Origin of the sequence: Rhizobium sp. NPDC092011 (genome assembly GCF_044756305.1) — a bacterium.
Lineage (GTDB): Bacteria > Pseudomonadota > Alphaproteobacteria > Rhizobiales > Rhizobiaceae > Rhizobium.
Genome location: NZ_JBIVSO010000009.1, coordinates 105,126 through 127,878, shown reverse-complemented (window position 1 = coordinate 127,878; position 22,753 = coordinate 105,126). Strand labels below are relative to the sequence as shown.

Below are 22,753 nucleotides of genomic sequence, written 5' to 3'. Positions count from 1 at the left end.
CGCATGCCACGAGGGGAATCGGGTAGCGGGCAAAGCAAGGGGACTGAAATGATCAAGTTTTCACGCCCGAGCCTTGGCGATGTCACGCGCAGGCTTGCCTTTGGCGCTGCACTTTCTACCGGCCTGCTGATGCTTGGCCTGACACAGGCGCAAGCCGCGAAGACGACGCTCAATCTCGGCATGACGGTCGAGCCGACCGGACTTGATCCGACCATCGCTGCGCCCGTCGCGATCGGCCAGGTCACCTGGCAAAACATCTTCGAAGGGCTCGTCGCCATCGACGAAAGCGGCAAAATCGTACCGCAACTCGCCAAGAGCTGGGAGATCTCAGCCGACGGCCTGACCTATACGTTCAAGCTGCAGACCGGCGTGAAATTCCATGACGGCCAAGTCTTCGATTCCGCCGCCGCCAAGTTTACCCTCGATCGCGCCCGCGGCGGCGATTCCGTCAATCCGCAGAAACGCTTCTTCGCGTCCATTGCCTCGATCGATGCGCCGGATGCGGAAACACTGGTGTTGCATCTTTCCTCGCCGACCGGCAGCCTGCTGTATTGGCTGGGCTGGCCCTCCTCCGTCATGGTCGGACCGAAATCCTCCGCCAACGACAAGACGACGCCAGTGGGCACCGGCCCGTTCAAGTTCTCCGCCTGGGCCAAGGGCGACCATGTCGACCTCGTCAAAAACCCCGATTACTGGAACAAGTCGGTCGACGTGAAGCTGGAGAAGGTGACCTTCCGCTTCATTTCCGATCCGCAGGCAGAGGCCGCAGCGCTCAAGGCCGGCGATGTCGATGCCTTTCCGGAATTTGCTGCGCCGGAGCTTATGAATTCCTTCGACGGCGACGCAAGGCTGACGACCAAGATCGGCAATACCGAGCTCAAGGTCGTGGCCGGCATGAACAACACGCGCAAGCCCTTCGACGACAAGCGCGTGCGCCAAGCCCTGATGATGGCGCTCGATCGCAAGACGATCATCGAGGGCGCGTGGTCCGGCCTCGGAACCGCCATCGGCAGCCACTACACGCCGAACGACCCCGGCTACAAGGATCTCACGGGCGTGCTGCCCTATGATGCCGCCAAGGCCAAGGCCTTGCTTGCCGAAGCCGGCTATCCAAATGGTTTCACCTTCACCATCAAGACGCCGCAGATGGCCTATGCGCCACGCAGCGCCCAGGTGATGCAGGCGATGTTTGCCGATATCGGCGTGACGATGAATATCGAGCCGACCGAGTTCCCGGCCAAGTGGGTGCAGGACGTGTTCACCGGTCGCGACTACGACATGACCATTGTCGCCCATGCCGAGCCGATGGATATCGATATCTATTCGCGCGACCCCTACTACTTCAACTACAAGAACCCTGCCTTCAACGAGTTGATAAAGAAGATTCAGCTCACCGCCGATGTTTCCGAACAGAACAAGCTCTATGGTGAAGCGCAGAGCATTCTTGCCGAGGATGTGCCGGCCCTCTTCCTCTTCGTCATGCCGAAGCTTGGCGTCTGGGACAAGAAGCTGAAGGGTCTTTGGGAAAATGAGCCCATCCCCTCGAACGTGCTGACCAACGTCTCCTGGGAAGATTGATCGCTTCTGCGCGACGATGCCGACGGGCGGACCCAAGCCGCCCGCCGTCGAGGTTCACGAGGCCGGCACGATCGGCCATGGACATGCTATGATCGTATTGCTCACCCGCCGGATTTTCGGACTGATCCTGACACTGCTCGCGGTCTCGCTGCTGATCTTTGCCGTCATGGCGCTGTTGCCGGGCGATCCCGCCGCGATCACGCTCGGCACCTCCGCAACGCCGGAAACGCTGGCGGCACTTCGGCACGAGATGGGTCTCGATCAGCCGCTGATCATCCGCTACGGCCAATGGCTTGCCGGCGCGCTGACGGGCGATCTCGGCAAATCCTATACTTACGGCGTACCCGTCGCCGGTCTTATCGTCGAGCGGCTTGCCGTTACGCTGCCGCTCGCTATCCTGGCCATCCTGTTATCCGTTCTTATCGCCGTGCCGCTCGGCGTTGCCGCCGCCGCACGACGCGGCGGCTTCTTCGACATCGTCGCCGCGCTGTTTTCGCAGATGGGCATCGCCGTGCCGGGCTTTTGGGTCGGTCTGCTGCTGGTGCTTTTGTTTGCCACTTCGCTCGGCTGGATGCCGGCCGGCGGGTTTCCCGGCTGGGGCAGCGGGATGTGGCCGGCCTTGAAATCGCTGGTGCTCCCCGCTGTCGCCCTTGCGCTGCCGCAAGCGGCGGTGTTGACGCGCGTGACGCGCTCGGCCGTGCTCGACACGCTGCATGAGGATTTTGCTCGCACGGCAACCGCCAAGGGCCTGTCGCGCAGCCGCGTGCTGTGGGGACATGTGGTTCCGAATGCGCTGGTGCCGGTGCTGACCATTCTCGGGCTGCAATTCACCTTTCTGGTCGCCGGCGCCGTGCTGATCGAGAACGTTTTCACTCTGCCCGGCCTTGGCCGCCTCGCCTATCAGGCGCTCAGCCAGCGCGACGTCATCGTCCTTCAGGATGTCGTGCTGTTCTTTGCCGGCCTCGTCATTGTCGTGAACTTCCTGGTGGATCTTTCCTATCTCGCCATCGATCCCCGACTGCGGGCAGGAGGCGCGCGATGAGCATCGTCGAGACCAGAGCCGCCGTACGGCATCGGCGCTCAGATTTTCGGGCGCTTGCCCGCGCGAACCTCATAATCGGCGCGCTGATCATCCTAGCCCTCGTCTGTGTCGCCGTCCTTTCCTTGTTCTGGACGCCGGTGCTACCAGCAAAAATGCAGATCACCCACAAGCTGCAGCCGCCTTTCGGCTTCGGGCTTTTCGGCACCGACCAGCTCGGCCACGACGTCCTGTCGATGCTGATGGCGGGCTGCTGGAATTCCCTGTCGATCTCCGTTTCGGCGGTTGCGATCGGCGGGACCATCGGGACGATCATCGGCGTTTCCGCCGCTGCAGAGCGCGGCCTGTTCGAAGCGCTGATCATGCGCGCCTGCGACGTGATCTTCGCGCTGCCGCCAATCCTTTCCGCGATGATCCTCGGCGCGTTTCTCGGCACCGGGCGCATGACGGCCATTATCGCCATTGCCGTTTTCATGGTGCCGGTTTTCGCCCGCGTGGCACTCGGCTCGGCGCTGCAGGCCTGGAGCCGGGATTATGTGCTGGCGGCACGCGCTATCGGCAACACCCAGCTTTCCATTACGCTGCGCCACGTCCTGCCCAACATCATGGGCAGCATCATCGTCCAGGCAACGATCCAGCTCGGCCTTGCGATCCTGACCGAAGCCGGTCTTGCATTCCTGGGCCTCAGCGTGCCGCCTCCGGCGCCGACCTGGGGCCGCATGCTTGCCGATGCGCAGACCTATTTCCACGTTGCGCCGTGGCTCGCCCTTCTTCCTGGCCTTGCCATTGCGCTTTCCGTGCTCGGTTTCAACCTGCTCGGCGACGGGCTGCGCGATCTCCTCGACCCCCGCGAGGCGACACGCTGATTTAGACAAGAGAATGGATCATGAGCGAACCGACCGACCTTTCCATCCAAGACCTCAGGCGCAAGTTTGCAGATAAGAGCCTCTCCCCCAGTGAATACTGGCTGGCGCTGGAGAAGCATATCGAGGCATGGGAGCCGGTGATATCGGCGCTTTATGCCTATGATCCCGAGGATGCGCGCCAGCAGGCGGCGGCCTCCACGCAGCGTTGGGCAAAAGGAGTGCCGATGGGGCCTCTCGATGGTATTCCAGTGACGCTGAAGGAGCTGATCGCCACCAAGGGCCAACCGGTGCCGCTCGGCACGGCGGCCGTTGATCTTATCCCGGCCACAGAAGACGCGCCGATCGCCGCCCGCATGCGCGAAGACGGCGCTGTGATCTTTGCCAAGACCACCTGCCCTGATTACGGCATGCTCTCGTCAGGCCTTTCCAGCTTCCACAAGCTCAGCCGCAATCCCTGGGATCCGAGCCAGAATCCGGGTGGTTCCAGCGCCGGCGCAGCGGCGGCAGCGGCGGCCGGGTATGGACCGCTGCATATCGGCACCGATATCGGCGGCTCGGTGCGGCTACCGGCCGGCTGGACCGGCATTTTCGGCTTCAAGCCGAGCCATGGCCGCATCCCGGTCGATCCCTATTACGTCGGCCGATGCGCCGGCCCGATGACCCGCACGGTCGAGGATGCCGCCTTTTCGATGGCGACGCTCTCGCGTCCCGACTGGCGCGACGGCACCAGCCTGCCGCCCAACGAGATCGACTGGATGGACCTCGATGTCGATGTGCGGGGCATGACGATTGGCCTGATGCTCGATGCCGGCTGTGGCCTTTCCGTCGAAGACGAGGTGCGCGACGCCGTCCTTGCCGCCGCCAAACGCTTCGAAAAAGCAGGCGCGACCGTCATCGATGTCGCACCGGTGCTGACGCGGCAGATGCTCGACGGCCTCGACGTCTTCTGGCGCGCGCGCTTCTGGGGCGACATCGTGGGATTGAGCGAGGAACGCCGCAACGCGATCCTGCCCTATATCCATAGCTGGGCGAAAGGCGGCGCTGACGTCAGCGGCGTCGAAGCGGTGCGGGGCTTCAACCAGACGATCGAGATGCGCAAGAGCTGCGGCCGGCTTTTCACCCAAGTGGACGCCGTGCTCTCGCCGACCAACCCGATCGTCTCCTATCCCGCCGAATGGGCCTCCCCCACCAACGATCCCGCCAGGCCTTTCGAACACATCTGCTTCACCGTCCCGTGGAACATGTCGGAGCAGCCGGCCGCGTCGATCAATTGCGGCTTCTCCCGCTCCGGCATGCCGATCGGCCTGCAGATCGTCGGCCCGCGCTTTGGCGATATGCTGGTGCTGCGTCTTTCGAAGGCCTTCGAGGACTGGACCGGCGGGGTAGCGAACTGGCCGAAGCGGCCTGAATGAGAGATGCTTTCTCCGGCTTGAGCCAAAGCAATTCCAGGAAAAGTGCGCAGCGGTTTTCCGTCTGGAATTGCGTACCAACAAAAGGATTGAGTGTTTCCACGTTTCGGAGAAACGCGGAAACACTCAATCTCGAGCAAGAGGCAGGGAAAGGCCGATCTTCACCCGGTCCATGGCGACGAGCGACTTGAACTTCGTCACGTTGGGATTGTCGTGGAACAGGCGGCGGGTGAGTGCCTGGTATTCCGACATATCGGCGACCACGACGACGAGAATGAAATCCGCCTCCCCTGTGACCTGATAGCATTGCTGCACTTCAGGTGCCTCGACGAAGCTGCGCTTGATCGCGTTGATTGGCTCATAGCGTTCGTCCGCAATCTGGACTTCGACAATGATGGTGATGGGCAAAGCCACGGCGGCCGGATCGACGACCGCGATATTCGCCTGAATGACGCCGCTTGCCTGCATGCGCTTGATGCGCCGCTGCACGGCAGCAGCCGAAAGATGAACCAGCTCGCCGATCTGGCGCTGCGGAACGGTGCTGTCCTTTTGGAGGATCTCGAGAATCGCCACATCGAATTCATCGAGATCGGCCGGTTTGCGCATTTCAAAACATCCTTACCGCAAAGAGGAAACAAAATTGCATGAAAGCTGACAAAATGGAGCCAAATACTCTGCTGCCATGTACTAGGTTTGCGCCACAAATCATCTGACTTGCAAAGGCAAAAGAATGTCACGCCCCGACATCGACTACGACACGCACTCCCACGACCTTCGTGAAGGAGCGGTTACGAGCCATCCAACCGCCGGCAAGGCATCCGACGACTCGAAGGGATTTGTCTTCGGATTGGTGGCGATGGTGCTGGCGGCGCTGGCAATGAGCATCTCGCCCAGTCTTGTGCGTCTCGCCGATGTCGGTCCTTTCGCCAGCGCCTTCTGGCGAGTCTTCCTGGCGCTGCCGATCCTCTGGATATGGATGTGCTATGCTGAAGCGGCGGAGCCTGCTGCGCCACGCGCCAGCTTCACCTTGGCGACTGTCCTCGCCGGGATGGCTTTTACCGGAGACCTGTTCTTCTGGCACATCTCCATCCTGCGAACCACCATTGCCAACGCAACCTTCTTCGCGACCATGGCGCCGCTATGGGTCGTCATCTTCGGATGGCTGCTGCTGCGCCAGAGGGTCAGCCGCGCAACGCTGCTTGGACTCCTCGTCTGTCTGGCAGGTGGAACGGCACTGGTGGTGCAGAGCCTTGCCTTCAACCCGAGCCGCGCCGTCGGCGATGGCCTGGCGGTTGTCACCGGCGCCTTCTTCGGCCTCTATTTCCTGGCCGTTGGCGCAGCACGCGGCAGAACGAATGCTGCCCGCGTCACCTTTGAACTGAGCGTCGTCACCGCAGCGCTTCTCTTCCTGGTCGCGATCTTCTTCGAGCCGAGGATCCTGCCGCAATCGGCCTCCGGCTGGAGCGTCCTGCTGGCATTGGGCCTTATCAGCCATGCCGGCGGCCAGGGACTGGTCTCGGTCGCGCTCGGAAGACTGCCGACAGTCTTCTCGTCACTGGTCATCTTCCTGGAAACAATCGCGGCGGCGCTGTTTGCCTGGATCTTGTTCGGCGAAAACGTCACGCTGATTCAGGCGCTGGGTGGAATCGTCATCGTCGCGGGCATCTGGATTTCCCGGCCGCGCAGCGAGTGAAGGCGGGTTCACCGAAGAGATACGGGCGCCAACCATGCTACAGCGTGGCGGCGCCTTTTTGTTCGGTATCGGCATGCAGTTCGTGCAGCGCTTTTTCGATAACGCGCAGATCGTCCTGAAGGCCGTCATCGGCACTCATCGAACTCTCGCTGCCAGCACGCTGAATCCCCCGGGCCTCGCTCTGCAGTTCACGCAACTTGTCGATCTTGCCGCGCGTGCGCAGATGACCGTCGCGCAGAATATCGCGCACTGTCTTTTCCATTGCGGTGACGAGCATACCTTTTACTCCTCTCGATAGGACTGGCCAATCAGAGGAAGTAACGAACGAGGTGCAAGACTGTTCCGAGCGAGGATCAATCGGCAAGGCGCCGGTAGCCGGTCGGATACTCGTAGAGCCAACCGATGCGCTCTACGGCAGCGGCGAAATTCTCGCGTGCCACGGTCATTGTGTGGCCGTTGGCGTGAACGATGGTCTCCGGGTCTTCCATGATCGCCACATGGCCCTTCCAGAAGACGAAATCGCCGCGGCGCAGTTGTTCACGAGCAATCGGTTCGCCCAAGCCAGTCGCCTGCATATCGGTATCGCGCGGCGCGGAACGCCCTGTCATCAGCAGCGCCAATTGCACCAGCCCCGAACAATCAATGCCGAGGCCGGAACGCCCGCCCCAAAGGTAAGGGGTTTCGAGGAAGCGGAGAGCGACATCGACGTAGTCGTCATCGCCAACATGATCGATCGGCTGAACATGCTTGGCGAAGATCGCGGTGCCGTCCTCGAGGACGACGTAGTGATTGCCGCGCGCCTCTGCCGTGCCGGTGACACGCACGCGGCTGCCCATCGACAGCACGGCCGCATGCGGCTTGCGCAGTTCCGGCTCGGGATAGATGAAGGTACGCTGAGGGACGACGATATGGGTCGCAGCCGAGCCCCCTTCCCTGATCGCCGTTTCAGGAAGATATCCGACATAGCCGTCCGCAGTCGCCTTGACCCAGCACCAGCCATTGCTGCGCTCGAAAACCATGACCTCTTCGCCCATGAGCAATTCGGTATCGATGCCTGACGCAAGATCCGGCTTCGGACGAAGCGCGACAACGGGAACGGCGACCTCTGCCTTGCTGCCTTCGACGAAACGTTGCGCTTCGACTTTTCCCCTGAGCGAGGCTTCGGCGAGGTCAGGTCTGAAAGCGTGGAGGCGACGGTCGAGCGTCATAAGGCAATTCCCGAATTCATAGTTTGCGGCCGTGCTCGATGACGAGATCGCCGAGTTTTTCCAGATAGAGCGCGCCGGTGACCGTGCGCTTGATGATGACATTGCGGCGATCGCGATCGTCGCGCACCCGGTCGACCAATCCCATCTCACCCATGGTGTCAAGCGCCCGGGTGATGACCGGCTTGGTGACGCCGAGGGTCGCTGCCAGCCCCCGCACGGTGTGCGGCGGCGGCACGAGGTAGATCTGCAGAAGGATCGCAGTCTGCCGCAGCGTCAAATCGTGATCCTCGCGGCGCACCTGAGCGAGCGTCACGCCATGCCAAAGGCCAAGGGCCTGTGAGGCGGAGAGATCTAGCGGCACGGACAACCCCGAAAATCGTTACGCTACCGTTCCAGTCTCGGCCAAGATCGTGGCGGATTCAAGGGGAATCCACCCCCTCTCCCGGAATACGGGTATAGGGGGGAGCTGTGGTCTAGCGCACGCTCTGCCTGATATGGTGATAGAGCGCCCGGATGGCCTGTGCTTCGCCGCCGCCGGGTGAGTGCGGACGCTCGCTCGGAGCCCATCCGAATATATCGAAATGCGCCCAGCTCGGCGTCTTCGTGACGAAGCGCTTGAGGAACAGGGCCGCCGTGATGGAACCCGCCATGCCGCCGGCCGGAGCATTGGTGATATCGGCAAATTTCGTGCGGATATCCTTGTCGTAGCCCATGTAGAGTGGCATGCGCCACAACGGGTCGTCGGTCTCAAGGCTCGCTTCGGTTAGATCGCTGGCAAGCTCGCTGTCGTCGGTGAAGAATGGCGGCAGATCGGGGCCGAGTGCGACGCGCGCAGCGCCCGTCAGCGTCGCCATGTCGATCATCAGATCCGGCGCATCCTCATCGGCATAGGCAAGCGCATCGGCGAGGATCAGCCGGCCCTCGGCATCGGTATTGTCGATCTGGACGGTCAGGCCCTTGCGGCTCTTGTAGATGTCACCGGGGCGGAAGGCGTTGGCCGAAATCGAATTCTCCACGACCGGAATGATGACGCGCAGATCGACCTTGAGCTTGGCGTCCATGATCATCAGCGCCAGGCCCATGACGTTGGCCGCGCCGCCCATGTCCTTCTTCATCAGCAGCATCGAGGATGCGGGCTTGATGTCGAGACCGCCGGTATCGAAACAGACGCCCTTGCCGACCAGCGTGATGCGGCGATGACCCTTCTTGCCCCAGCGCATTTCCAGCAGGCGCGGCGCATCGGCGCTGGCGCGTCCCACGGTATGCACGAGCGGGAAGTTTTCCTTCAGCAGATCATCGCCGATGATGACGGACATTTCCGCCTTGTAGTGTTCGGCAAGCGCCCGGAAAGCAGCTTCCAGCTGCTCCGGTCCCATATCATTGGTGGGGGTGTTGATGAGATCGCGTGCGAGAAAGACGCCGGCAAGCTGGCGTTTGATATCGGTCGCATCGGCGTCGCGCGGGATCATCAGCGTCGGTGCGGCCGCCTTCTCGGACTTGTAGCGATCGAAACGGTAGCTACCGAGGCCGAAACCGAGCGAAAGCCTGTTCGCCGTCAGGGGCGCCGTCTCGATATGCCAATCGCCGGCCGGCAGGCTGCGCGCGAGCTTGCCGGTGAGGAAGGGCTGTTCGGACGGATTGGAGCCGAGACCAAACAATGCGCCGCCGAGGTGGCCCTCCGCGGTCGGGATCAGAAGCAGAGAGCCGCTGTCGGCCTTATAGCCTGCCTTGCGAGCCCAATCGAGCGCGATGGGATCGATGGTGCCCGTCTCTATGTGCGCCGGCGTGACGGCAAAGATCGGCAGCGTCGAGCCACCCTTCGAATTAAAAGGCGTCGCGCGCTCGATGAATTGATAGGGGGCCATGACCATCCTTTGACAATGACTTAAGGGAATCGAGAGTTAACCGTCTGTTAGGGTTAACAGATTATTGCTGGAGCGAACATTGCGTCGAACCTTTCCCTGTTTCGATTCTAGGCCTGACGCAAGACTTATGGATTCAGGGAAATAGCGTCATGTCCGCCGGTTCAACCTCGTCTTTGCTTAGAACCTTTCTTTTTCGAGGCGCTTCGGCCGCGCTTCTGGCAGCCGCCCTGGCAAGCTGCTCGACGACGACAAGCAAGGACAACATCACCACCGGCTCGATCCCGAAGTCTTCGAGGCCGATGGACACGATGAACGGCACCGACCTGGCGCAGACGACGGCGACGTTCGGCAAGGCTTACGATGCCAACCCTAGGGATCGCGACGCGGGCGTCAACTACGCCAATGCACTGCGCATGAGCGGCCGCAACGACCAGGCTCTCGCCGTTATGCAGCAGGTTGCGATCAACAATCCAAGCGACCGCGGCGTGCTGGCCGCCTACGGCAAGGCACAGGCGGCCGCGGGCCAGCTCGAACAGGCTCTGGCCACCATCGACCGCGCCCAGACCCCCGACCGTCCCGACTGGCGTCTCGTTTCGGCAGAAGGCGCAATCCTCGATCAGCTTGGCCGCTCCACCGATGCGCGCGGCAAATATCGCGACGCACTGGTGCTGGCGCCCAACGAACCGACAATCCTTTCGAACCTCGGCATGTCCTACGTGCTGACCGGCGATCTCAAGAATGCCGAAAACTACCTTCGTTCGGCGGCAGGGCAACCGGGTGCAGACAGCCGCGTCCGCCAGAACCTGGCGCTTGTCGTCGGTTTGCAAGGCCGCTTCGCGGAAGCCGAGAAGATCGCCCGGCAGGAACTGACACCCGAGCAGGCGAACGCCAATGTCACCTATCTTCGCTCCATGCTGGCCCAGCGCAATTCCTGGCAGAAGCTTGCAGCGAGCGGTGACGGCAAGAAGGCCATCCAGTAAACGACCTCAGGCAAATAGCGGCTTCTTCTTTTCGAAGCTACGCCGCCACGTCGGCGGTCAGCGCCAGATATGCCGCGGCAGGCCATCCATCACCAGTCTTGCCCCCAATGCGCCAATGATGGCGCCGGCCACCCTATCGATCCACAGTTTCGATCCGACATAAAAAGCGCGCGGGCGATTGGACGAGAAAGCCAGGGTGACCACGGTATACCAACCGACCTCGACCAGGAAAACTGCCGGCGGAACCGTTAGCAGCAGCCATGGAGCCGGAGACGGCGGAAGAAGCGCCGCGAAAATGCTGCCATAGAAGATCGCAGTCTTGGGATTGCTGAGTTGGGTTCCGAGCGCGAAGAGATAGTTGCGTGCAACGCCTCCAGCCGCCGGAGTAGCCGGCGCATCGATGGGAAGATCGTGCGCGGCATTGCGCCAGATGCGGATGCCGACATAGATCAGGTAAAGGCCGCCCGCGACCTTCAACGCGAGATACAGCCATTCGACCTTCATCAGCAGCGCGCTCAAGCCGAAGAGAGCCAGCGTCGCGAAAATGACGCTGCCCGTTCCCATCCCGAAGGCTGCGGCCAGACCAGCTTTGCGGGAGCGGGAGACAGCGATGCGGGAGACCAGCACAAAGCTCGGGCCCGGACTGACGGCACCGATGAAAACTGCGGCAATGACACTGAAAAATATGGCCATGGATGACATGCGATACCTCCCGATCCGGCTGGAAATCCGCCTGGTCGCCGAGCCTGGATGCTTCGCGCATGTCGAAAACCACCCGATAGCGTTGCCGGCGACATCGATGAGGAGCTTAATCATCCGCCCGCGCTGCGGGCAAGCCGGAACGTTCAGAACTTGTCCAGAGTGCGGATGATCGCCGGCCCGAGAATGACCGCCATCAGTACGGGCAGGAAGAAGACGATCATCGGCACGGTCAGCTTCGGCGGCAGTGCTGCAGCCTTCTTTTCCGCCTCGTTCATGCGTTCGTCGCGGCCTTCCTGAGCCATGACGCGCAGGGCTTGCGACAGCGGCGTTCCATAGCGCTCGGCCTGGATGAGCGCCTGCGTGACCGATTTGACCAGCTCGATCTGCGTACGGGCAGCGAGATTGTCGAAGGCGGTGCGACGATCCTGCAGGAAGGAAAGTTCGGCCATCGTCAGGATCATTTCTTCCGCGAGCGCCGGGGATTGTTCCCCCATCTCCTCGGCGACACGCCGCATGCCGGCTTCGATCGATATACCCGACTCCACACAGATCAGCATCAGGTCGAGTGCATCCGGCCAGGCCCGCTTGATCGACTTCTGGCGCTTGGTGACCAGATTGGAGACATAGATGTTCGGTGCGTAGAAGCCGATATAGGCCACTACGATCACGCCGAGGAGACGGATCGGCAACGGCCTGCTTTCGAAATAACCGAGAACGAAAACCACGAACAAAGCGAAAGCGAGAAACAGGAACGGCAGCAAAAACCGCGCCACCAGAAACATGTTCAGGGCGTTTTCGGAGCGCAAACCGGCGGCGCGTAGACGATTGATCGTATTGGCGTCAACAAGTGCGTTGCGCAGGTTGAAGCGCTCGACAATCTGCCGGACATTGTGGTTGTTCTGGTTGCGCAGCGTTGCCTTGCCGCCGTCGACATTCAAACGCGCCCGCTCGCGGGCACGGATCTGCTCACGCTCGGTCGAGACGGCCTTCATGCGCTTGTTAAGATCGCCGCGCTCCAGCATCGGCAATGCGATCGTGTAGAAGGTGGCAAATACCACGACGGCGACGACAACCGCGAGGATCGTGCCGGGATCGGTCAAATTGGCAGCCAGATCAGACATGGGCTTGGCGGCTCCCCCCGCTCAGATCTCGAAATTGATCATATTGCGCATGATGAAAATGCCGATGGACATCCAGATGCCGGCGCCAATCAGGATCAGGTGTCCGCGCGGATCGGTAAATAGGACCGTCATATATTGCGGCGACGTCATAGAGACGAGCGTCATGACGACGAAGGGCAAAGCGCCAATGATGACGGCGGAGGCTTTTGCCTCCATCGACAATGCCTGGACTTTCGCCTTCATCTTCTTGCGTTCACGCAGCACCCGCGACAGATTGCCCAGTGCTTCCGACAGGTTGCCACCGGCCTGCGCCTGGACGGCGATGACGATCGAGAAGAAATTCACCTCCTGAAGCGGCATATGGTTCAGCATACGGGCACAGGCATCTGACATGCTGAGGCCCACCTGCTGCGCTTCGACCACTCGGCGGAACTCCGTCCTGACCGGCTCGCGAGCCTCAGCGGCCACCAACCGAACGGAATCGTTCAGCGGCAAGCCGGACCGAAGCGAACGGGTAATGAGATCGAGCGCGTTGGGAAACTCGTTGAGAAACTTGCCCTGGCGCCGCTTGATAAGGAAGCTGATAATCCATCGAGGCAAGCCGAACATGGCCGCAAAAGGTAATCCGAGGATGACCAGGAGCGGAGCGCCTATGATGAAAAGAATAAACATGATGAACAGGCCGAACAGCGCGCTGATGAGATAGAAACGCGACGGCGTCAACGACAGCCCGGCTTGCGGAAGGCGAGCCTTCAATGACTGCTTCTTCTTGGTGCTTTCCGACTGTCGCTTCTCCAGGTCCTTGAGCGAATCCTGAACCGACTTGCGCCGCTTGGTCATTTCCTGCACGCGGTCACGCGCCACCTTGACCTTTGCACGATCGGTCTCGGCCTGCTTCACCCGGTTGACGCGGATCTCCGCCTTCTTCTGGGTCTCGATCCTTGAATAGAGAACGCCGTAGCAGATCGCAGCCGCGGAAATAGCCGAGAGCAAGACAATCAGTAATACGACGGGATCGAAACCGAACATGAGAATTCCTATTGGCCCTTCTGCTCCATCTCGTCGAGGGCGGCGGCCAGACGCCGCTCCTCGTTATAGTAACGAGCGCGATCCCAGAAATGCGGCTTGCCGATGCCGGTGGAGAGGTGCCGGCCGACAATCCGGCCATTCGCGTCCTCACCCTCGATCTCGTAGCGCATCAGGTCCTGCGTGATGATCACATCGCCTTCCATGCCGATCACCTCGGTGATCTGCGTGATCCGGCGCGAACCGTCGCGCAGACGCGCGGCCTGGATGATGACGTCGACCGAGGTGGAAATGATCTCGCGCACAGTCTTTGCCGGCAGGCTGAAACCACCCATGGCGATCATCGATTCGATACGACTCAGGCATTCGCGCGGCGTATTGGCGTGGATGGTGCCCATCGAGCCGTCGTGACCGGTGTTCATCGCCTGCAGCAGGTCGAAGACTTCCGGTCCGCGCACTTCGCCGACGATGATGCGTTCGGGGCGCATACGAAGGCAGTTCTTGACGAGATCGCGCATGGTGATCTCGCCCTCGCCTTCGATGTTGGGCGGCCGGGTTTCCAGACGCACGACATGCGGCTGCTGCAGCTGCAGTTCGGCGGTGTCCTCGCAGGTGATGACGCGCTCGTCGCGATCGATATAGTTGGTCAGGCAGTTCAGAAGCGTGGTCTTGCCCGAGCCTGTACCACCTGAAATGACGACATTGCAGCGCACGCGCCCGATGATCTGGAGCAGCGTCGCGCCCTCGGGCGTGATGGCGCCGAAGCGAACAAGCTGATCAAGCGTGAGCTTGTCCTTCTTGAATTTACGAATGGTCAGTGCCGGCCCGTCGATCGCCAGCGGCGGCGCGATGACGTTAACGCGCGAACCGTCGGGCAGGCGCGCGTCGCAGATGGGGCTGGATTCGTCGACGCGACGGCCGACCTGGCTGACAATACGCTGGCAAATGGAGAGAAGCTGCGAATTGTCGCGGAAACGGATCTCCGACTCGACGGTCTTGCCGCCGACTTCGATGAAGGTCTGGCCGGAACCATTGACCATGATGTCGGCAATGTCGTCGCGCGCCAGCAGCGGCTCCAGAGGACCGTAGCCGAGCACGTCGTTGCAGATATCCTCAAGCAGTTCCTCCTGCTCGGAAATCGACATCGCAATATTTTTGATCGTGATGATATCGTTGACGATATCACGGATTTCTTCGCGGGCGGCTTCGTTGCCAAGCTTGGAAAGCTGCGACAGGTCGATCGTGTCGATAAGTGCCGAAAAGACCTGAGATTTGGTGTCGTAATATTCTTCGGTCCGCGCCGTCCGGCGACGGCTAGGCGTCTGCATTGGCGGCGGAGGCACCTGCTGGCGCGGCTGCGACTGCTCGCGAGAGGGCTCGATCAGGACTGCCGGTGCGGCAGTTGCGCTGGCAGCTGCGGGCGCACGTACCGGCTGGGGCACCATGCCGCCGCTCTTTGCAGGACCGTCATTTCCGCGCTTGCCAAACATGCGTTCTTTCCAATTCTGCTACTACAGTTACTTCCGCTTCAGGAGGCCGAGCAGACCGCCCTTTCTCGCCTTCTTCAAAGCGACACGGCCCGTGACGATATGCGATATCTGCGAGAAGACCTCGGCAACCGGCGACTTCGGGTCCGTCTCTGAGATCATCTGACCGCTGTTGGCGGCATTGCCGAAAAGATTGATGTCGAACGGAATGATGGCGATCGGATCGATCTCCAGCGGCGCGCAGAATTCCGACGGATTGATCTCCGGCCGCTTCGGCATACCCACCTGATTGAGAACGAGGTGGGGCGCCTTGTCATTCGGTCTTAGCTTGCGGAGCGCGTCGATCAGGTTCTTGGCATTGCGCAAGTTGGCAAGATCGGGCGCTGCGCAGATGACAACCTCGTCGACGGCGCCAAGCACCGAGCGCGTCCATTCCGTCCAGACATGCGGAACATCCAGCACCGCGACCGGCGCGCTGCGCTGAAGCACATCGATGACAGGCAGAAAAGCGTGCGCATCGAAATCATAGGCGCGATCCAGCATGGAGGGCGCGGCCAGCAGGGAAAGATGCTGCGAACATTTGGTCAGCAGGCGATCGAGAAACACTTCGTCGAGGCGTTCCGGTGAGAAGACCGCCTCGGCGATCCCCTGCGCCGGATCCTGATCGAAATCGATGTTCGCCGTGCCGTAGGGCAGATCGAGATCGGCCAGAATGGTTTCGGTGGAGAACAGGCTCGATATGCCGAAAGCACAATTATGGGCGATGGTGGATGCACCAACGCCGCCTTTCGCGCCGATGAAGGCAATACTGCGCCCAAGCGGCTCGGCATCGGGATCGATGAAAATCCCCGCCATCGCGCTCATCAGATCGGACATCTCCGTGGGCTGAACGATATATTCGGATATGCCGTTGCGAATGAGTTCGCGATAGAGCCCGATATCGTTGTGATAGCCGACGACGATCACCTTCGTGCTTGGATCGCAGACAGCGGCAAGCGGTGCAAGCTCGGCCAGCAGATTGCGCGGATTGGCGCGGGTCTCGAGAATAATCAGATTGGGCGTCGGCGTCGAAGCGAACATGTTTGCCGCCGCAGCCGTGCTGCCGCTGGTAATACGCAGGCTTACCTTCGACATGCGGCGATCGTTGGCGCATTGGTCCATGACGCGCTGCAATTGATCGCTTTCGCAGAAAGCGTGCACTGAAATACGCGGCAGGGGACGCACATTCTCGAGATTGCCCGAGCGCGGAGTTTCCTCCGCCTCTTCTGCAGTCGGTCCGATATCGTAATCGATGGCGTTCATGATGTCATCCTGTTCCGCCGACGGGAAATTCCTGAGGTCATTGGCTGGAGCCGCCTGATCCGCCGAAGCCGCCGATTGTGGCCGTGCTCGTCGCGACGGTGCCATTGCGATAGTTGTCGATTACCTTGCTGCGTTGATCGGTATCGATCGGCGACACGGCACGGGGTGAGATCAAGTCTGTGGGATTGGCGACTTGCGCTGCCAGATTATGCTGCGTCGCGCAGCCGAAATTATAGTAGTTCTGGTTGTCGAAAGCATTGTCGGAGAGATCATCAGGCCATTGGCCGCAAGTGTTGGTAAGCGCCGTCGTGGCGGTGAAACGCAGACGGATCGGCGCGGCGTCGCCGGAGTCACCGGCAGGATAGTAGCTGTCGACGATGCGGGCCGAGGGGATGCCGTTCGTGACCAATTCCCTTCGGATCTGCTGACGCAGCGCGGCAGCAGCAGCCGTGTTTACCGATCCCCGCGGCGACAGGATTTCGACGGTGCCGCTCGCATGGGCGCGATAATCCTGCACGAAGCCGCGGACCGTGTCGCGCATACCCGTTGTCAGATGGCGGTCGCTTGAGGCGACCGGTATGTCGAGGCTGCGTTCTTTCTCCGTCAAGACAATCGGATGACGCTGGCGATAGTCGTCATTGATGGCGCTTGTCGTCATGCGATCCCGTGAGTCGGCACAGCCGCTCATGGCGGCCGCCGTCAGGAGGAGTGCAGGCGCGATCAGGGCCAGTGCGGCAAACCGGGGGCGGCCGATGCGAGGCGCGTTGCGTTCAAGGCTGGCCATCTTGTGATCCCTCGTCGGTCCGGTTGAAAAGGCGCGCTTCATGGTCGGTGTCCCTGTCACTTGTAGATGAAGCCGACAGTGCCGTGGAAATCGGCATCGGCGACCGGCGGCCCGTCCTTGCGGCCATAGATCTTGTTGACGCGATTCATGAAGAAGCCGCTGATATCGTTGCTCGGCGAGTAATTGTCGTCGGGGCGTGCGAGCTGGCTGCGGGCGACCGGACGCACCAGATAGGGGGTCGCGATGATGACAAGCTCGGTCTCGTCGCGCTGGAAGCTCTTCTGGCGGAACAGGGCGCCGAGGATCGGAATCTTGGAGGCGCCGGGCGTGCCGTTGGTGGTCTGCTGGATGGTATCGCTCAGGAGACCGGCCAGGGCGATTGATCCACCGGAAGGCAACTCGACCGATGTGTCGGCGGCGCGCTGGTTGTAGGTTGCCGTGCCGGCGTTGGCCGTGCCGACCGGATTGGAAACCTGGGTCTGAACATGCAGGGCGATTCGTCCGGCAGACAGCACGACGGGCGTGAAGGCCAAACTGATACCATAGGTGAAGGGCGTGACCGTGACACTGCCGTCCTTGTTCGTGACGGCGTATAGCGTCTGGCCGCCCGAATTGAAGGTGGCCGCCTGGCCGGAGATCGCCGTCAACGTCGGCTCAGCCAGCGTACGGACGGCGCCAGCCTGCTCGAGAGCATTGAGGTAAGTACTGATATTGTACTTGCCGATGGCGGTTTTGAACAAGCTGGCAAGACCGCCGCCGCCGACTGCCGCAGTCCCGTCCGTGGCAGGGCTGCCGAGCTGCGCGACCGATAGGCCGGAGGAGTTGCTGACGAGATTGTCGAAGCCGATCTGCTTCAGCACGCTGCGCTTGATTTCGGCAACCGTTACCTTGAGGGTTACCTGATCCTCGCCTTCGATCTGCAGCATGTTGACGATCTGCGAGGTTTGGCGTCCTTCCGCAAAGAGAGCGACAGAGCTATTTCCGCCGGTGCCGGAGGCTGTCTCCGTTCGGGTCGTCGCTTCGCCACCCTTGAGGAAAGCCTGAGCTAGCTGCTCGGCGCGCGTCGCATCCTGCGGCGTGCGCACCGAGCCGGTCATGACGATGTTGTCGGAAACGATCTCGACATTGATATCGGAGTCCGGGATGAAGCGTTTGAGGTTGGCCTGCAGGCCGGCAATATCGCGCTCGATCTGGAGGTCGAGGCTAACGATCTCCTTGCCGTCTGCGCCGAAGATGAAGATGTTGGTCTGGCCGACCGTTTTGCCGAACAGGTAGATGCGGCGCGAGGTACGCGTCACGGCATCCGCCATCTTTGGGTCTGAGACCAGGATATCGTGGGCATCGGCCGGCAGATCGACCACCAGCGCCTTGTTGAGGCCGAGCTTCAGGGTGCGCTTCGTGCCGAGACCGGCGATGGTGACAATGCTGTCGGAGCCGCCGGCTAGCGCTGTTTGCGTGCGCAGAAAAGCCGGGACGCCTGCCAGCGGCAGTCCGCCAAAGGCGACGGAGAAGGAGAGAACCGCCGCGAGAGAAAGGCTGGCCGTCTTGCTTGTCTTGAACATCATCTCGCCCCTTCTCATTGTGCTTTCGGCCCCGTCGGGCCACCGGTCACGATCGCCCCCGACTTGATGACTTGAACAAGGCCACCGCCATTGTCGCCGGCCAGCAGATAGTCGGCAGCCGTCGTATCGGGTTGCTGGGCATCAGCGACGGAGCGCAATGCCAGCGTCAGCCGATCGGCCATCTGATGTGCGACGGCGAGAACCTTCGTCTGATCCGGCGTCAGCTCCAGCGTCGCGGTCGCGCCCACCACGGCCTTGCTTCCATCCTGCTTCTCTTCGATCTGCTGATCGACCGCCAGGACACGCACATTGGTGAGAACCGTCTCGGTGACGAGCTGCTGCTGCGAGCCTTTGCGGACCATGATGACGTCGACACGGTCGTTCGGGAGAATGAAACCGCCAGCACCGGTGGCGACGGAGATCTCGGTCGCGACGGCACGCTTGCCTGATGGCAACAGGGAGGAGAGAATGCGGCTGCTGGAATCGGCGACCTTTTCCTCGCGAATCGGCTCGCCCTCGAAAATCGGCAGGCGGACGACAGCGCCGTCAAGGTCCTTCAGGGCATCGGGGCGATCGCTTTGGGTAATGAGGCCCTTGACGATGCCGCTTTCCGGCCAGGCCAGCCAGTGGATGGAGCCCTCATTCAAACGCGAGCCAACGGACAAATTGGCGCTTGCGACGAGCACATTGACCGTCGCTTCCTTTTCCACCACCGCCGCGATCTGCTGCGGCACGATATCGCGCTTGCCGGCCAGACGCATCGCCAGCAGGCCGGCCATACCGGCGGCGACAGCTGCGACTGCGAGGATCATTATGCGAGCGGGTTTCATGGACATTCCTTGGGGAACAGGATTCTTCGCCCCGCAGAATGGTCGGCAATTGGTGTAATTATGGTTAATGGTAGGTTACATTTATTGTTATTTAACCATGATTACTTGACATACATTAGATGTCGCTTGCGCAAAAAGCCGATTTATACTCCTCCGCCTCCGGATTCAGAGCACTTTTTGAGTAGCCGCTAGCAGAAGTCCAGAGGAAGGAAAGGCAAGCATGCCGCCAACCGCGATAGCGACGCCGTAAGGGATTTTCTTGGCGGCGGTTAATGAATGCGGCAAGGGGAGACCAATGGCCATTATGGTGCTGGCCTGCGATCTCAGTAACAAGACCAAGATCGTGACTGCGCCGCCGATGAAAGCGACATAGACCAAGAATTCTGCGAGGGCAGAATCGAATCCAAACCAAAGTGCCGCAGCCGCGAGCAGCTTCGCATCGCCGCCACCCATGACGTTGAGCGCAAACAATGTGAAGCAGGCGAAGAATACGGCACCCGCACCAGCAAGATGCATCCCGATTTCCGCGGCGGAAAGTCCGAAGATCGGCGCCAGTACAAGGAACGAGACCGCAAGTGCCAACGAGACGCGATTCGGGATCGTCATGGTCAGCAGATCGGAGATCGCCGCAATCGACATGCAAAACGGGAAGATCAGGAGTGTTGCCGTTTCGAGCATTGAAGGTCCACCGCTCCACAGCGAAGGTATGAAGGCTGAAAACCGCTCGTTGCTCTGAGCGGTTTTCGAATAGAATCACTCAACCAAAAATAGCGGATTACTTTCCGGCGTTGTTGGCCGCAGTAGCGGCAGTACCCATCTGCGTCGCGATGTTTGCGAAGGTACTATTCAGCTTGCCACCCAGGCTGGTTGCGCCGGTGATGATGGCAACCGAGATCAGTGCAGCGATCAGGCCGTATTCGATTGCGGTCGCACCCGACTCATCCTTCAGGAAACGCGAAAAAAGCTTGGACATGAATTTACTCCACTCAATTTGTTGACAGCACGTCCGCCAACTGTTGCCGTTGATCGGATGAGTTGCACCATAGTCAGGCGCCGTTTCCATCGCTTTAAAGAAAGTGGTTAATCAGCCATAAATATCCGAGTTAAAAAAGAATAGTTAACATCCATCCGACGTCTTCTTCGACTTTTTAAAGAAATTCTTCAGAGAAATAGAATTTATTATATGTGTGAATATTAGCGCTATATAGGACTTGTCTTAAAGTAACGCATGATCAGCTGGAAGCTGCGAGCATAGAAGCCGAATATGGGACATTTGCACCATAATCGAGTTATCGGCACTCGCCTTAATCGTTCATTCACCATTCTTTCTCATTCTGTCCGACAATTCCCTTCGCCCTATGCTTGATGAGGCCAACCCATGCCAATCGGCGGCAAAACCGCATTTCTTGCCGGCATCGTCGCCATGGCCGGCCTGATGCCGCAACTTTCCCATGCAGCTGGAGAGCGTCTGCTGCGCGTCTACATGGACCACGCACGCGTATTGAAGCTTGATCGCCCCGTTAGCAAAGTCATTGTCGGGAATGCTCAAGTCGCCGATGCAACCGTCGCGGACCCGAAGACGATTGTGCTAACCGGTCGCGCTTTTGGAACGACGAACATCATCTTGCTCGATGTCGACGGTAACGCGATCGTCGACGAACAGATCCTGGTCTCGATCGACGAAGGCAATACGGTTCGCGTGTTCCGCCAGACGGATCGTGCAGTATTGTCCTGCACACCAAATTGCGAGCAGCATGCGCAGCAGAACAACAGCGCCGCCGCTCCCGCTCCGATCAGTCAGTAGCACCATCGCTTACCGCAAATATTCTAAAGTACTATATAAGAATAATCTTCCGATCGATAATCACACCTTCCTCTAAATATGAAGAGAGAAGAGAAACGGATTATCAAGAAAGCATCTTTAGTTTCCTCCGCATGTAAATCACTGCGGATGTTCAATGATATCGGACGACGATCTTTTCGCGAACAAGAGCCCGGCGCGGCGGCGTGGCTGGAGAGGCTTGCGCGAACTCGTCGGCTCGCGGGACGGCGCCGCAGCCATTGAATTCGCGCTGCTTGCCATTCCCTATTTCCTGATTGTCTTCGCAATCATCGAGACCTTCGTCGCCTTTACGGCCGAACAAGTCATATCGAACGCTGTCGACACACTGTCCCGCCAGATAAGAACAGGTCAGATTACCGTCGATCCCAACAAGTCCTCCTACACGACGGAACAGAAATTCCGCACAGCGTTCTGCAATGAAATCGCCGTGCTGATTACTTGCCCGGCTACGGAATTGACGGCGGCAACGGCCTCCAGGCTTTATCTTGATGTCGAAAGCTACACCAGTTTCGCCTCGATGCCGACGACGATCCCTCGCCTATCGTCGACTAATCCGTATTCCGACATCAATACCCAGGGCTTTGTCTTCGCTCCCGGCGGCGCGAAGACCTTGAACATGGTGCGCGCTTACTATCGCTGGCAGGTCATCACCGATCTGCTGCGCCCCTACCTTTCCAATATCCGCCCGTCTGACGGTTCGATGCCGACGACCTATCTCATCGTCGCGACCGCCGCCTTTCAAAACGAGAACTATCCGTGAAAGGCCAACCGGACATGATCGATAAGGCCACTGCGTCTCGCGGCATCTTGCGGCGTTTTGCTCGCGACGAGCGTGGCGTCGGTGCGATCGAGTTTGCCATTCTCTTCCCGGTCTTGCTGCTGCTCTATCTCGGTGCGGTCCAGCTTACCATCGGCCTCAATGTCTCCAAGCGTGCCAGCCGCTCGGCCGGCTCAATCGCCGACATCATCTCCCAGCAATCAAGCGTCAGCAAGTCGGTGCTTGCTGGCATGCCTTCTGTTGCGGCTGCCATTTTTGCCCCCTATGGCACCACGGGCCTGACGCTGAAGCTTACCGGCATTGCAATCGACGCCAATGGCAAAGCCACTGTGGCATGGTCCTGGGCACAGACCGGCCAAGCTCCTTATGTATCGGGCAGTGTCGTGACGGTGCCGAACAATATGAACCAGGCGGGCACCTTTCTCGTCCGCAGCGAACTTGCCATCCCGTATCAGCTGATCAATTTCGGCTCCGACCTCCTGCCGAACGGCAGCAGCCAGATCACCATCAGCCGGCAATATTACTATCGTCAGCGCATCGGCTCGTCGATCAGCTGCAGCGATTGCTGACATACAGCACTTGTTCACCCCTCGATAATCGCTCCAAAACGGAAAATTGCCAAGTCGATGCCTCCGTTATATGGGTGACGTCCAGAGCATCCGACGGACCATCCGGGGTGC

24 protein-coding genes are annotated in these 22,753 nt (G+C 60.2%); 9 read left to right on the top strand and 15 right to left on the bottom strand.

The features are described 5' to 3' along the window. Positions 1–48 precede the first annotated feature (48 nt). The 4 genes from ACIQJ2_RS27715 to ACIQJ2_RS27700 all read left to right on the top strand — a co-directional run bounded on the left by ACIQJ2_RS27715 (position 49) and on the right by ACIQJ2_RS27700 (position 4,895). Complete coding sequence (locus ACIQJ2_RS27715; RefSeq protein WP_400674989.1) at positions 49–1,578, top strand: ABC transporter substrate-binding protein; 1,530 nt, start codon at positions 49–51, stop codon at positions 1,576–1,578. Between the two features lie 88 nt (positions 1,579–1,666). After that, entirely contained in the window at positions 1,667–2,620 is a 954-nt protein-coding gene (locus ACIQJ2_RS27710) for an ABC transporter permease (protein ID WP_400674988.1), read from the top strand. Then, complete coding sequence (locus ACIQJ2_RS27705) at positions 2,617–3,483, top strand: ABC transporter permease (RefSeq protein WP_400674987.1); 867 nt, start codon at positions 2,617–2,619, stop codon at positions 3,481–3,483. The genes ACIQJ2_RS27710 and ACIQJ2_RS27705 overlap by 4 nt, the downstream gene beginning before the upstream one ends. A 20-nt stretch (positions 3,484–3,503) precedes the next feature. Further along, a complete protein-coding gene (locus tag ACIQJ2_RS27700; protein WP_400674986.1) occupies positions 3,504–4,895 on the top strand; it encodes an amidase in 1,392 nt (463 codons plus the stop codon). 123 nt (positions 4,896–5,018) lie between these two features. Here the strand turns inward: ACIQJ2_RS27700 and ACIQJ2_RS27695 are convergent, their stop codons facing one another. Further along, positions 5,019–5,498 (bottom strand): Lrp/AsnC family transcriptional regulator, encoded by a 480-nt coding sequence (locus tag ACIQJ2_RS27695; RefSeq protein WP_400674985.1) that lies wholly within the window; start codon positions 5,496–5,498, stop codon positions 5,019–5,021. Between the two features lie 124 nt (positions 5,499–5,622). Here ACIQJ2_RS27695 and ACIQJ2_RS27690 point away from each other — a divergent pair, with 124 nt between their 5' ends. Then, positions 5,623–6,585, top strand: a complete 963-nt coding sequence (locus tag ACIQJ2_RS27690; protein ID WP_400674983.1) for a DMT family transporter — start codon at positions 5,623–5,625, stop codon at positions 6,583–6,585. 37 nt (positions 6,586–6,622) lie between these two features. On the opposite strand, the gene ACIQJ2_RS27685 is transcribed toward ACIQJ2_RS27690, so the two are convergent. The 4 genes from ACIQJ2_RS27685 to ACIQJ2_RS27670 form a co-directional block, all read right to left on the bottom strand. Then, complete coding sequence (locus tag ACIQJ2_RS27685) at positions 6,623–6,835, bottom strand: hypothetical protein (RefSeq protein ID WP_400674981.1); 213 nt, start codon at positions 6,833–6,835, stop codon at positions 6,623–6,625. A gap of 103 nt (positions 6,836–6,938) precedes the next feature. Continuing rightward, on the bottom strand, positions 6,939–7,793 hold the full coding sequence (locus ACIQJ2_RS27680) for an NlpC/P60 family protein (protein WP_400674979.1): 855 nt from the start codon (positions 7,791–7,793) through the stop codon (positions 6,939–6,941). A 16-nt stretch (positions 7,794–7,809) separates the two neighbouring features. Continuing rightward, complete coding sequence (locus ACIQJ2_RS27675; RefSeq protein WP_047634989.1) at positions 7,810–8,154, bottom strand: helix-turn-helix domain-containing protein; 345 nt, start codon at positions 8,152–8,154, stop codon at positions 7,810–7,812. A gap of 112 nt (positions 8,155–8,266) precedes the next feature. Then, on the bottom strand, positions 8,267–9,658 hold the full coding sequence (locus tag ACIQJ2_RS27670; RefSeq protein WP_199146900.1) for a M17 family metallopeptidase: 1,392 nt from the start codon (positions 9,656–9,658) through the stop codon (positions 8,267–8,269). Positions 9,659–9,807: 149 nt separating this feature from the next. On the opposite strand from ACIQJ2_RS27670, the gene ACIQJ2_RS27665 reads away from it, so the two are divergent. Then, positions 9,808–10,638, top strand: a complete 831-nt coding sequence (locus ACIQJ2_RS27665; protein ID WP_400674977.1) for a tetratricopeptide repeat protein — start codon at positions 9,808–9,810, stop codon at positions 10,636–10,638. A gap of 57 nt (positions 10,639–10,695) precedes the next feature. On the opposite strand, the gene ACIQJ2_RS27660 is transcribed toward ACIQJ2_RS27665, so the two are convergent. The 10 genes from ACIQJ2_RS27660 to ACIQJ2_RS27615 form a co-directional block, all read right to left on the bottom strand. Continuing rightward, positions 10,696–11,340 (bottom strand): LysE family translocator, encoded by a 645-nt coding sequence (locus ACIQJ2_RS27660; RefSeq protein WP_400674974.1) that lies wholly within the window; start codon positions 11,338–11,340, stop codon positions 10,696–10,698. A gap of 143 nt (positions 11,341–11,483) precedes the next feature. Beyond that, the gene (locus tag ACIQJ2_RS27655) at positions 11,484–12,461 is read right to left on the bottom strand and encodes a type II secretion system F family protein (protein WP_199146906.1); all 978 of its coding nucleotides are present in this window, start codon (positions 12,459–12,461) and stop codon (positions 11,484–11,486) included. Positions 12,462–12,482: 21 nt separating this feature from the next. Further along, positions 12,483–13,490, bottom strand: coding sequence for a type II secretion system F family protein (locus tag ACIQJ2_RS27650; RefSeq protein WP_400674971.1), 1,008 nt, complete (start codon positions 13,488–13,490; stop codon positions 12,483–12,485). A gap of 8 nt (positions 13,491–13,498) precedes the next feature. Beyond that, positions 13,499–14,977, bottom strand: a complete 1,479-nt coding sequence (locus ACIQJ2_RS27645; RefSeq protein WP_400674969.1) for a CpaF family protein — start codon at positions 14,975–14,977, stop codon at positions 13,499–13,501. Positions 14,978–15,004: 27 nt separating this feature from the next. Further along, complete coding sequence (locus ACIQJ2_RS27640) at positions 15,005–16,276, bottom strand: CpaE family protein (protein WP_400674966.1); 1,272 nt, start codon at positions 16,274–16,276, stop codon at positions 15,005–15,007. Between the two features lie 37 nt (positions 16,277–16,313). After that, positions 16,314–17,060 carry a CpaD family pilus assembly protein gene (locus ACIQJ2_RS27635; protein WP_400674963.1) on the bottom strand — a complete coding sequence of 249 codons (747 nt, stop codon included), beginning with the start codon at positions 17,058–17,060 and terminating at the stop codon, positions 16,314–16,316. A gap of 56 nt (positions 17,061–17,116) precedes the next feature. Further along, positions 17,117–18,622: a type II and III secretion system protein family protein gene (locus tag ACIQJ2_RS27630; protein ID WP_400675009.1), complete on the bottom strand. Its 1,506-nt coding sequence runs from the start codon at positions 18,620–18,622 to the stop codon at positions 17,117–17,119. A gap of 14 nt (positions 18,623–18,636) precedes the next feature. After that, positions 18,637–19,452, bottom strand: a complete 816-nt coding sequence (cpaB, locus tag ACIQJ2_RS27625; RefSeq protein WP_199146916.1) for a Flp pilus assembly protein CpaB — start codon at positions 19,450–19,452, stop codon at positions 18,637–18,639. A 165-nt stretch (positions 19,453–19,617) separates the two neighbouring features. Next, positions 19,618–20,130: a prepilin peptidase gene (locus tag ACIQJ2_RS27620; RefSeq protein WP_400674960.1), complete on the bottom strand. Its 513-nt coding sequence runs from the start codon at positions 20,128–20,130 to the stop codon at positions 19,618–19,620. 97 nt (positions 20,131–20,227) lie between these two features. Next, entirely contained in the window at positions 20,228–20,425 is a 198-nt protein-coding gene (locus ACIQJ2_RS27615; protein WP_400674957.1) for a Flp family type IVb pilin, read from the bottom strand. 405 nt (positions 20,426–20,830) lie between these two features. Here ACIQJ2_RS27615 and ACIQJ2_RS27610 point away from each other — a divergent pair, with 405 nt between their 5' ends. The 3 genes from ACIQJ2_RS27610 to ACIQJ2_RS27600 all read left to right on the top strand — a co-directional run bounded on the left by ACIQJ2_RS27610 (position 20,831) and on the right by ACIQJ2_RS27600 (position 22,642). After that, positions 20,831–21,256, top strand: coding sequence for a pilus assembly protein N-terminal domain-containing protein (locus tag ACIQJ2_RS27610; RefSeq protein WP_400674954.1), 426 nt, complete (start codon positions 20,831–20,833; stop codon positions 21,254–21,256). Positions 21,257–21,410: 154 nt separating this feature from the next. Next, on the top strand, positions 21,411–22,055 hold the full coding sequence (locus ACIQJ2_RS27605) for a TadE/TadG family type IV pilus assembly protein (protein ID WP_400674952.1): 645 nt from the start codon (positions 21,411–21,413) through the stop codon (positions 22,053–22,055). Positions 22,056–22,069: 14 nt separating this feature from the next. Then, a complete protein-coding gene (locus ACIQJ2_RS27600; protein ID WP_400675006.1) occupies positions 22,070–22,642 on the top strand; it encodes a TadE/TadG family type IV pilus assembly protein in 573 nt (190 codons plus the stop codon). Positions 22,643–22,753 lie beyond the last annotated feature (111 nt).

Excerpts from the sequence above, each read along its gene's own strand:
- ACIQJ2_RS27715 (WP_400674989.1), top strand. The coding sequence starts at position 49 with ATGATCAAGTTTTCACGCCCGAGCCTTGGCGATGTCACGCGCAGGCTT.
- ACIQJ2_RS27710 (WP_400674988.1), top strand. The coding sequence starts at position 1,667 with ATGATCGTATTGCTCACCCGCCGGATTTTCGGACTGATCCTGACACTG.
- ACIQJ2_RS27705 (WP_400674987.1), top strand. The coding sequence starts at position 2,617 with ATGAGCATCGTCGAGACCAGAGCCGCCGTACGGCATCGGCGCTCAGAT.
- ACIQJ2_RS27700 (WP_400674986.1), top strand. The coding sequence starts at position 3,504 with ATGAGCGAACCGACCGACCTTTCCATCCAAGACCTCAGGCGCAAGTTT.
- ACIQJ2_RS27695 (WP_400674985.1), bottom strand. The coding sequence starts at position 5,498 with ATGCGCAAACCGGCCGATCTCGATGAATTCGATGTGGCGATTCTCGAG.
- ACIQJ2_RS27690 (WP_400674983.1), top strand. The coding sequence starts at position 5,623 with ATGTCACGCCCCGACATCGACTACGACACGCACTCCCACGACCTTCGT.
- ACIQJ2_RS27680 (WP_400674979.1), bottom strand. The coding sequence starts at position 7,793 with ATGACGCTCGACCGTCGCCTCCACGCTTTCAGACCTGACCTCGCCGAA.
- ACIQJ2_RS27670 (WP_199146900.1), bottom strand. The coding sequence starts at position 9,658 with ATGGCCCCCTATCAATTCATCGAGCGCGCGACGCCTTTTAATTCGAAG.
- ACIQJ2_RS27665 (WP_400674977.1), top strand. The coding sequence starts at position 9,808 with ATGTCCGCCGGTTCAACCTCGTCTTTGCTTAGAACCTTTCTTTTTCGA.
- ACIQJ2_RS27660 (WP_400674974.1), bottom strand. The coding sequence starts at position 11,340 with ATGTCATCCATGGCCATATTTTTCAGTGTCATTGCCGCAGTTTTCATC.
- ACIQJ2_RS27655 (WP_199146906.1), bottom strand. The coding sequence starts at position 12,461 with ATGTCTGATCTGGCTGCCAATTTGACCGATCCCGGCACGATCCTCGCG.
- ACIQJ2_RS27650 (WP_400674971.1), bottom strand. The coding sequence starts at position 13,490 with ATGTTCGGTTTCGATCCCGTCGTATTACTGATTGTCTTGCTCTCGGCT.
- ACIQJ2_RS27645 (WP_400674969.1), bottom strand. The coding sequence starts at position 14,977 with ATGTTTGGCAAGCGCGGAAATGACGGTCCTGCAAAGAGCGGCGGCATG.
- ACIQJ2_RS27640 (WP_400674966.1), bottom strand. The coding sequence starts at position 16,276 with ATGAACGCCATCGATTACGATATCGGACCGACTGCAGAAGAGGCGGAG.
- ACIQJ2_RS27635 (WP_400674963.1), bottom strand. The coding sequence starts at position 17,060 with ATGGCCAGCCTTGAACGCAACGCGCCTCGCATCGGCCGCCCCCGGTTT.
- ACIQJ2_RS27630 (WP_400675009.1), bottom strand. The coding sequence starts at position 18,622 with ATGTTCAAGACAAGCAAGACGGCCAGCCTTTCTCTCGCGGCGGTTCTC.
- cpaB (WP_199146916.1), bottom strand. The coding sequence starts at position 19,452 with ATGAAACCCGCTCGCATAATGATCCTCGCAGTCGCAGCTGTCGCCGCC.
- ACIQJ2_RS27620 (WP_400674960.1), bottom strand. The coding sequence starts at position 20,130 with ATGCTCGAAACGGCAACACTCCTGATCTTCCCGTTTTGCATGTCGATT.
- ACIQJ2_RS27615 (WP_400674957.1), bottom strand. The coding sequence starts at position 20,425 with ATGTCCAAGCTTTTTTCGCGTTTCCTGAAGGATGAGTCGGGTGCGACC.
- ACIQJ2_RS27610 (WP_400674954.1), top strand. The coding sequence starts at position 20,831 with ATGCCAATCGGCGGCAAAACCGCATTTCTTGCCGGCATCGTCGCCATG.
- ACIQJ2_RS27605 (WP_400674952.1), top strand. The coding sequence starts at position 21,411 with ATGATATCGGACGACGATCTTTTCGCGAACAAGAGCCCGGCGCGGCGG.
- ACIQJ2_RS27600 (WP_400675006.1), top strand. The coding sequence starts at position 22,070 with ATGATCGATAAGGCCACTGCGTCTCGCGGCATCTTGCGGCGTTTTGCT.